9 protein-coding genes and 1 tRNA gene are annotated in these 8,450 nt (G+C 68.4%); 2 read left to right on the forward strand and 8 right to left on the reverse strand.

Annotated elements, in window-relative coordinates:
* A partial coding sequence (locus JWP65_RS06420) for a polysaccharide deacetylase family protein (RefSeq protein WP_299761633.1) occupies positions 1-829 on the forward strand: 829 nt, incomplete at its 5' end.
* An 18-nt stretch (positions 830-847) separates the two neighbouring features.
* Here JWP65_RS06420 and JWP65_RS06425 read toward each other — a convergent pair.
* From JWP65_RS06425 to cysS, 8 genes are all read right to left on the reverse strand, one after another.
* Positions 848-1,024 (reverse strand): hypothetical protein, encoded by a 177-nt coding sequence (locus tag JWP65_RS06425; RefSeq protein ID WP_299761636.1) that lies wholly within the window; start codon positions 1,022-1,024, stop codon positions 848-850.
* A gap of 67 nt (positions 1,025-1,091) precedes the next feature.
* Positions 1,092-1,949, reverse strand: coding sequence for a DMT family transporter (locus tag JWP65_RS06430; RefSeq protein ID WP_299761639.1), 858 nt, complete (start codon positions 1,947-1,949; stop codon positions 1,092-1,094).
* A gap of 121 nt (positions 1,950-2,070) precedes the next feature.
* Positions 2,071-2,164 (reverse strand) — tRNA-Ser (locus JWP65_RS06435).
* Positions 2,165-2,257: 93 nt separating this feature from the next.
* A complete protein-coding gene (locus tag JWP65_RS06440; protein ID WP_299761642.1) occupies positions 2,258-3,526 on the reverse strand; it encodes an aspartate kinase in 1,269 nt (422 codons plus the stop codon).
* A gap of 182 nt (positions 3,527-3,708) precedes the next feature.
* Positions 3,709-4,707 (reverse strand): tRNA lysidine(34) synthetase TilS, encoded by a 999-nt coding sequence (gene tilS, locus JWP65_RS06445; RefSeq protein WP_299761645.1) that lies wholly within the window; start codon positions 4,705-4,707, stop codon positions 3,709-3,711.
* On the reverse strand, positions 4,670-5,647 hold the full coding sequence (locus JWP65_RS06450) for an acetyl-CoA carboxylase carboxyltransferase subunit alpha (RefSeq protein ID WP_299761648.1): 978 nt from the start codon (positions 5,645-5,647) through the stop codon (positions 4,670-4,672). Before JWP65_RS06450 ends, tilS begins: the two co-directional genes overlap by 38 nt.
* Before the next feature lie 38 nt (positions 5,648-5,685).
* A complete protein-coding gene (locus tag JWP65_RS06455) occupies positions 5,686-6,333 on the reverse strand; it encodes a DNA-3-methyladenine glycosylase 2 family protein (RefSeq protein WP_299761651.1) in 648 nt (215 codons plus the stop codon).
* Complete coding sequence (gene cysS / locus JWP65_RS06460) at positions 6,330-7,703, reverse strand: cysteine--tRNA ligase (protein WP_299761654.1); 1,374 nt, start codon at positions 7,701-7,703, stop codon at positions 6,330-6,332. The genes JWP65_RS06455 and cysS overlap by 4 nt, the downstream gene beginning before the upstream one ends.
* Positions 7,704-7,882: 179 nt before the next feature.
* Here cysS and JWP65_RS06465 point away from each other — a divergent pair.
* Positions 7,883-8,450, forward strand: a 568-nt coding sequence (locus tag JWP65_RS06465; RefSeq protein WP_299761658.1) for a tetratricopeptide repeat protein, incomplete at its 3' end; no start/stop codon positions are given.

Consider the following 8,450-nt stretch of genomic DNA (forward strand, 5'->3'; position numbering starts at 1 on the left):
CGTCAAGGCGATGAAAGACCTGAGCAACTACCTGGCCACGAAGAAGGTGCCGTTCTCGGTGGCCGTGATCCCGCGCTACGTCGACGGCCTGGGCGCCTACAACGGCGGCGTGCGCCAGGAAGTGCACCTGTCGCAGGCGACCAACCTGCGCACCGCGCTGGCCTACGCGCGCGGCAAGGGCGGCGAGATGGTGATGCACGGCTTCACCCACCAGTACGGCACGATGAAGAATCCGCACACCGGCGTCAGTGGCGACGACTACGAATTCTGGAACATCGTGGACAACAAGCCGTTCCCGGAAGACTCGCCCTCGTGGGTGCTGGGCCGGCTGAACCAGGGCCTGCAGGACATGCGCGCCAACGGCCTGGCCCCGATCGCCTGGGAAGCGCCGCACTACCAGACGTCGGCCATCACCGCCCGCACCGCGCCGCAGCTGTTCACCACCACCTACCAGCGCGTCGTCTACTACACGGCCGACAAGCCCAAGTTCGCCGCCGGCATCGGCAAGGACTTCAGCGTCGGCCAGTTCTACCCGTACGTGATCGGCAAGGACCACTACGGCCAGGCCGTGCTGCCGGAAAACCTGGGCAACATCGAGTACGACATCAGCGACATCGACCCGACTTCCAACTACAACTACACGGCGGACGACCTGATCACCAACGCGAAGTACGCCAAGGTGGTGCGCGACGGTTTCGCCTCGTTCTTCTTCCACCCGTTCTGGCTGGAACCCGAAGTCGGCACGCCCGGCCTGGCCGATTTCAGGAAGACGATCGAGGGCATCACGGCCCTGGGTTTCAAGTGGGTTGCGCCGAGCACGCTGCGCTGACAGCGGCGCAGCAGGACCTTACTTGCGGCCGCGTTCGCGGGCTCGCCGCACCTGGCGGGTCTCGGTGGCGCGCTTGGCCGCCAGCTCCCGCTCGCGCCGCCTGGCCCGGTAGCGCCGCGAGAGCAGCCGGGCCACGGTGAAGGTGACGGCGGAGGTGAGGACCAGCAACAGGATGCTGGTGAAATCAGTGGGCATGGTGAAGGTCTACAACGCAGCGAAGGGCAATTGTGCCAGTGCGCGCAGCGTTGCCCAGCCCCCGCTTCTAGCCGAACCGCAGCGCGATCACCCCGCCCAGGATGGCAGCCGTGCCCAGGATGCGGCGCAGGCTCAACGCCTCCTTCAGCAGAAACACCCCAAGCAACACAGCGAACAGCACCGAGCTCTCGCGCAGGGCGGCGACAGTGGCGACCGGCGCCCGGGTCATCGCCCACAAGGCGATGCCGTAGGAGCCGAACGAGGCGGCCGCGCCGATGAGCGCCAGCGGGGCGCGGGCCCGCGCATACGGCCAGGCCACGGCAAAGCCGCGGCGGCGCAGCACCAGCAGCGCGAACGGCCAGCCGTCCAGCGCGAACAGCGCGGCCAGGTACTGCAAGGCGGTGCCGCCACCGTCGACCGCCTTGCGCACGCCGATCGCGTCGACCACGGTGTAGATCGCGATGATGACGGCGTTGGCCAGGGCGAAGGCGACGGCCCGCGGCTGGTTCAACGCCTGCACCGACAGCCCCAGCGCCAGCACCCCGGCGCAGACACCGGCGACCCCGGCCCAGGACAGCGGCGACAGGTGCTCGCCCACCGTCAGCGCGGCCGACAGTGCCACCAGCAACGGCGCCACCCCACGCATCAGCGGATAGGTCAGGCCAAGGTCGCCATGCCGGTAGGCCTCGGTCAGGGCGATGTAGTAGCCGATGTGGATGGCGACCGAAGCGGCGATCCACGGCCAGGCATCCGGCGGCGGCAGTCCGGTGAACAGCAGCACCGGGATGGCGAGAACGGATCCGAGCAGGTGGATCACCGCCGTGTCCAGCGCCTTGTCGGTGCTGGATTTCACCAGCGTGTTCCAGCCGGCGTGCAGCAGGGCGCCAACCAGCACGGCGGCCACCACGGTCCAGGTCAGCGTCATGCGGCGATTAAAGCAGTGTTGGCTGTCCGCCCGGGCTGACGCGGCCGACGCGAACCACAAAAGAAAAAGCCCCTGGAGAGGGGCTTTTCGGTTGGCCGCCGTAGCGGCCGTTGCTTGTCGTTGGAGGAGCGGGAGGGATTCGAACCCTCGATGCGGGTTTTAGCCCACATACTCCCTTAGCAGGGGAGCACCTTCGGCCACTCGGTCACCGCTCCGGTGCCGGGATTATGCCCGAAAACCGGGAGGTTTCTCGCCTGTCCGGGGCTGGGTCCCCGCCCGCGCGGGGACGGTCGGTGCGCCGGCGCGCCTTACCCGATCGGCTGGTCGAGGTCGAAGGCGCGGTGCAGCGCGCGCACCGCCAGCTCCATGTATTTCTCGTCGATCACGACCGACGTCTTGATCTCGCTGGTGGAGATCATCTGGATGTTGATGCCCTCCTCCGACAGCGCGCGAAACATCTTGCTGGCGATGCCGACGTGGCTGCGCATGCCGATGCCGACGATGCTCACCTTGCAGATGCGGGTGTCGCCCTCGACGCGGTCGGTGCCCAGCGTCGGCACGACCTTGGCCTTGAGCACGTCGATGGTGCGGGCGTAGTCGTTGCGATGCACCGTGAAGCTGAAGTCCGTCTTGCCGTCGTGCGAGACGTTCTGGATGATCACGTCGACCTCGATGTTGGCGTCGGCCACGGCGCCCAGGATCTGGTAGGCGATGCCGGGGCGGTCGGGCACGCCCAGCACCGAAATCTTGGCTTCGTCGCGGTTGAACGCGATGCCGGATACCACGGCACTTTCCATTGTCTCGTCTCCCTCAAAAGTGATCAGCGTGCCGGAAACGGCCTCTTGCGCCAGGGGAATGTCCCACGGCGTGAAGCTCGAAAGCACGCGCAGCGGAACCTGGTACTTGCCGGCGAATTCCACCGACCGGATCTGCAGGATCTTGGAGCCCATCGACGCCATCTCCAGCATCTCCTCGAAGGTCACCGTCGCCAGCCGGCGCGCCTCGGGCACCACCCGCGGGTCGGTCGTGTAGACGCCGTCGACGTCGGTGAAGATCAGGCATTCGGCCGCCTTCAGCGCCGCCGCCACCGCCACCGCGGAGGTGTCGCTGCCGCCGCGGCCCAGCGTGGTGATGTGGCCGTCGTTGTCGATGCCCTGGAAGCCGGCGATGATGACCACCTTGCCGGCGTCGAGTTCGGCGCGCACGCGCTGGTCGTCGATCGACTCGATGCGGGCCTTGGTGTAGGCGTTGTTGGTGCGCACCGGCACCTGCCATCCGGTGAAGCTGATGGCGGGCACGCCCTCGGCCTGCAGCGCCAGCGCCAGCAGGCCGACGGACACTTGCTCGCCGGTGGCGGCCAGCATGTCGAGCTCGCGCTGCATGGCGGGGTCGGAGCCGGCGGGCGAGACTTCCTTGGCCAGGCCCAGCAGGCGGTTGGTTTCCCCGCTCATGGCGCTGGGCACGACGACCATCTGGTTGCCGGCACGGGCCCATTTGGCCACGCGCCTGGCGACGTTGCGGATGCGCTCGGTCGAGCCCATGGACGTGCCGCCGTATTTGTGAACGATCAATGCCATCTGGGTGGGAATGAAGGATTGCTGAACGCCAAATGAAACGTCCGCCCAGGGGGCGGACCACGGCGTGATGAACCAGGGATTATATCTAGGCACTATCACTCCTTGCCCTTCGCGGGAAGGTTGGGATGGCGGCCCCCGGGGTCGCCCGGGGTCTCCCGGCGCCTTGCGGGTGTGCCCCCACCCTACCCTGCCCCGCAGGGGGAGGAAATGAAGGCGAGCCGCTCGCCCTGCCGCTCCACCATCCCGGCCCCCACCTTGATCCGGATCTTGTGCCCGCGCGTGGTGCAGTCCGCCACCTGGTCCAGCAACTCCTCCAACTGCGCGGCGCTGGCCGACGCCGCATGCGCGGTGCGCAGCCAGTGCCGCAGCAGGTTGGCCTGGCGTGCCCGCGCCAGCAGCTGCAGCGCGCTGATGGCGGGCACGCCTCCCAGGCGCGCGAGGTCTTCCGCCGCCACGCCCTCCAGCAGCTGCTGCGCCTGCGCCGCGTGGCGCGACGAGCGCGCGAAGGTTTCGCGGTACTGCGGGAAGGCTTCCTGCAACGCCGGCAGCAGCAGGTGGCGGATGCGGTTGCGGGTGAAGGCGGTGTCGGCGTTGGTGGGGTCTTCCACCACGACGACGCCGGCTTGCGCGATCCACTCGCGGATGGCGCGCGCGGGCAGCGCCAGCAGCGGCCGCACGAACGGCACGCCTTCGCGCTGGAACACCGGCGCCATCGCGGCCAGGCCGGGCAGGCCGGCGCCGCGGCTCAAGGCCAGCAGCAGCGTCTCGACCTGGTCGTCGGCGTGCTGCCCGAGCAGCACCGCCTGCAAGCCCGCTTCGCGCGCACCATCGGCCAGCGCCGCGTAGCGCGCCTGGCGCGCCGCGTCTTCCGGGCTGTCGCCGGGCGCGTTGCGCGCATCCACGCGCCGCACCTGCAGCGGCACGCCCAGCCCCAGGCAGGTGGCGCGGCAATGCTGCTCGAAGGCATCGCCAGCGGCCTGCAGGCCGTGGTGGACGTGGATCGCCCGCACCTGGCCCGGCCACCTTTGGGCGGCGGCCAGCAACAGCACGGTGGAATCGGCCCCGCCGCTGTAGGCGACGGCCAGGGGCAGCGGCAAGGCCAGGCCGGCGAGCGCCAGGCGCGCCGGATTGCCCTGCGCGATGTCAGCCAGCGTCGGCCTTGGTGTCGGTGAAGCGGCCATAGCTTTGCAGCCGCTCGTAGCGCCGGTCCACCAGCTCGCGCACCTTCAGGTCGGCCAGCTGGCGCCAGGCGTCGTTCAGCGCGCGCTTGAGGAAGGCGGCCATCTGCTTGTGGTCGCGGTGGGCGCCACCCACCGGCTCGTTGACGATCTTGTCGATCAGACCCAGGGCCTTGAGGCGGTGCGCCGTGATGCCCATGGCGTCGGCCGCTTCCTGCGCCTTCTCGGAGGTCTTCCAGAGGATGGAGGCGCAGCCTTCCGGGCTGATCACGGAATACACCGCGTACTGCAGCATCAGCACCTGGTCGGCCACCGAGATCGCCAGCGCGCCGCCGGAGCCGCCTTCACCGATCACGGTGGTGATGATCGGCACCTCCAGCTGCGCCATCTCGTAGATGTTGCGGCCGATGGCTTCGGACTGGCTGCGCTCCTCGGCGTCGATGCCCGGGTAGGCGCCGGGGGTGTCGACGAAGGTGAAGACCGGCAGCTTGAACTTCTCGGCCGTCTTCATCAGGCGCAGCGCCTTGCGGTAGCCCTCGGGGCGGGTCATGCCGAAGTTGCGCAGCCCGCGCTCCTTGGTATCGCGGCCCTTCTGGTGGCCCAGCACCATGCAGGCGTTGCCGTTGAAGCGGGCCAGCCCGCCGACGATCGACAGGTCGTCGGAGAAATGCCGGTCGCCGTGCAGTTCGACGAAATCCGTGAAGATTTCGGTGATGTAGTCCAGCGTGTAGGGCCGCTCCTGGTGGCGGGCGATCTTGGTGATCTGCCACGGCGACAGCTGGCTGTAGATGTCCTTGGTCAGCTGCTGGCTCTTCTTGCCGAGCTGGTCGATCTCCTCGGAAATGTCGACCGCCGATTCGGTCTGCACGTAGCGCAGCTCCTCGATCTTGGTCTCGAGCTCCGCGATGGGCTGCTCGAAGTCCAGGAAAGTTCTTTTCGCCAAGCTTTGTTCTCCTCGTTTGCGCCGTCGGGGCTACCTGCCTAGTAGGCCACTGGCAGCGGGTCGAGCGAGCGCCAAATATACCAAGTGGCGACGCTGCAGTAAGGGCTCCAGGCGGCGGCCACCTCGCGGGCCTCGCTGCGGCTGACCGGGTCGCCGGAAAAATAGTTCTTGCTGATGCCGGAGAGCAGGCCGGCGTCGTCCAGCGGCAGCACGTTGGGCCGCATCAGGTGGAAGATCAGGAACATCTCCGCGGTCCAGCGGCCAATGCCGCGGATGCCCACCAGTTCGGCGATGATTTCCTCGTCGGGCATGGCCAGCCAGGCGTCGGCGTGGACGGCGCCCGAGTCGAAGTGCAGCGCCAGGTCCACCAGGTACTCGATCTTGCGCGCCGGCAGGCCGGCCGCGCGCATGTCGTCCACCTTCAGCTTGAGCACGCTGCCGGGCGTCATCCGGCGCGGCAGCGAGACGAACCGGTCCCAGACGCTCTGGGCGGCCTTGACCGAGATCTGCTGGCCGACGATGCTGCGCGCCAGCGTGATGAAGGCATCGCCGCGCGACTGCAGGCAGGCGGTGCCGAACTGCGGGATCAGCCGCTTCATCACGCGGTCGCGCCGGGTGAGGTACTTTTGCGCCTCGCCCCAGTAGTCGGGCGTGACGAGGACGGGGGCCGGCGCCGCAGGAGTCACTGCGCCGTCTCCCAGGTGGTGCCGGTGGCGGAATCCTTGAGCACGATGCCCTGGGCCAGCAGCTCCTGGCGGATGCGGTCGGCCTGGACGAAGTCCTTGGCGGCCTTGGCGGCCGCGCGGGCGGCGATCTTCTGCGCGATCGCGGCCTCGTCCAGCCCGGCGCCGGCCTGCAGGAAGGCCCGGGGTTCGCCCTGCAGAATGCCCAGCGTGCCGCCCAGCGCCTTGAGCAGGCCGGCGCGTTGCGGCGAGCGGCCGCGGTTGACGTCGGCCGCCAGCTCGAACAGCACGGCGATGGCCTCGGGCGTGGCGAAGTCGCTGTCCATCGCGGCCTTGAAGCGGGCGGCGTGCGGGTCGCTCCAGTCGATTGGCGCATCCACCGGCGCCACCAGGTCGAGCGCCGTGTACAAGCGCTTCAACGCACCGCGGGCGTCCTCCAGGTGGACGTCGCTGTAATTGAGCGGGCTGCGATAGTGGGCGCGGACGATGAAAAAGCGCAGCGTCTCGGCATCGAACCGCTCCAGCACCTCGCGGATGGTGAAGAAGTTGCCCAGCGACTTGGACATCTTCTCGTTGTCGATGTTGACGAAGCCGTTGTGCATCCACACCTGCGCCAGCGGCACCCCGCTGGCGCCCTCGCTCTGGGCGATCTCGTTCTCGTGGTGCGGGAACTGCAAGTCGGCGCCGCCGCCGTGGATGTCGAAGGTGTCGCCGAGCAGCGCGCAGGCCATCGCGGAGCATTCGATGTGCCAGCCCGGGCGGCCCTTGCCGTAGCCGCTGTCCCATTGGGCGTCGGCCGGCTCCTCGGGCTTGGCGGCCTTCCATAGCACGAAGTCCAGCGGATCTTCCTTGCCATCGAGCACCGCCACCCGCTCGCCGGCGTGCAGCTCGTCCAGCGACTTTCCCGACAGCTTGCCGTAGCCGGGAAAGCGGCGCACCGCGTAGTTGACGTCGCCCCCGGCGCGGTAAGCCAGCCCCTTGCCTTCCAGCCGGCGCACGATGTCCAGCATCTGCGGCACGTAGTCGGTGGCCCGCGGGTCGTGGGTCGGGCGCTCGACGCCCAGGGCGTCGAAGTCGCGGTACATGGCGGCGATCATGCGGTCGGTCAGGGACCGGACGGTCTCGCCGTTTTCGACCGCGCGCCGAATGATCTTGTCTTCGATGTCGGTGATGTTGCGCACGAACGTCAGGCGCAGGCCGCTGGCCTTGAGCCAGCGCTGCACCACGTCGAAGGCCACGGCGGCGCGCGCGTGACCCACGTGGCACAGGTCGTACACCGTGATGCCGCACACGTACATGCGCACGTGCCCCGGCTCCAGTGGCGAAAAGTGCTCCAAAGCACGCGTGAGCGTGTTGTAGATGCGAAGGCTCATTGGGTCTGAAAAAGCGCCGCGGCGCTGGTCTGGGGATGGCGCCGGGGGCGCCTGGCCGCGGGCCGAATGTTGTTCTCGAAGGACGGGGCTGTGCCGCGGGCGCGGCCCCCCGCTACAATCCGCACGCAGTATATAGCCCCCTTCGAGGGCGTGTCACAAGCGTTGGATCAAGAGGCCCTATGTCGGTTGCGCGCAAGAATCTTCCCCGAACCCTGGCTCTCGCCGTGCTCACGGCGGCACTGCTGGCTGTCGGTGGCATGGCCCGGGCCGACGAGTACGGCGACGTCAACCAGCTGCTGCGCACGGGCAAGCTGCCCGAGGCGCTGGCCAAGGCCGACCAGTACCTGGCCGGCAAGCCCAAGGATCCGCAGATGCGCTTTCTCAAGGGGGTGATCCAGACGGAGTCGGGCAAGGCCCCCGACGCCATCGTCACCTTCACCCGGCTGACCGAAGACTACCCGGAGCTGCCCGAGCCCTACAACAACCTGGCGGTGCTGTACGCCGGCCAGGCGCAATTCGACAAGGCACGGGCGGCGCTGGAGATGGCCATCCGCACCAATCCCAGCTATGCCACGGCGCACGAGAACCTGGGCGACGTCTACGCCAAGCTCGCCAGCCAGGCCTACAGCAAGGCGCTGCAGCTCGATGGCGCCAACACCGCTGTTCAGCCCAAGCTGGCACTGATCCGCACGCTGTTTTCCACCGACAGCAAAAACCCGGCAAAACCAGTTGCTGCCGCACCTGCAG

Origin of the sequence: Ramlibacter sp. (genome assembly GCF_028292805.1) — a bacterium.
In the GTDB taxonomy this organism is placed as follows: domain Bacteria; phylum Pseudomonadota; class Gammaproteobacteria; order Burkholderiales; family Burkholderiaceae_C; genus Ramlibacter.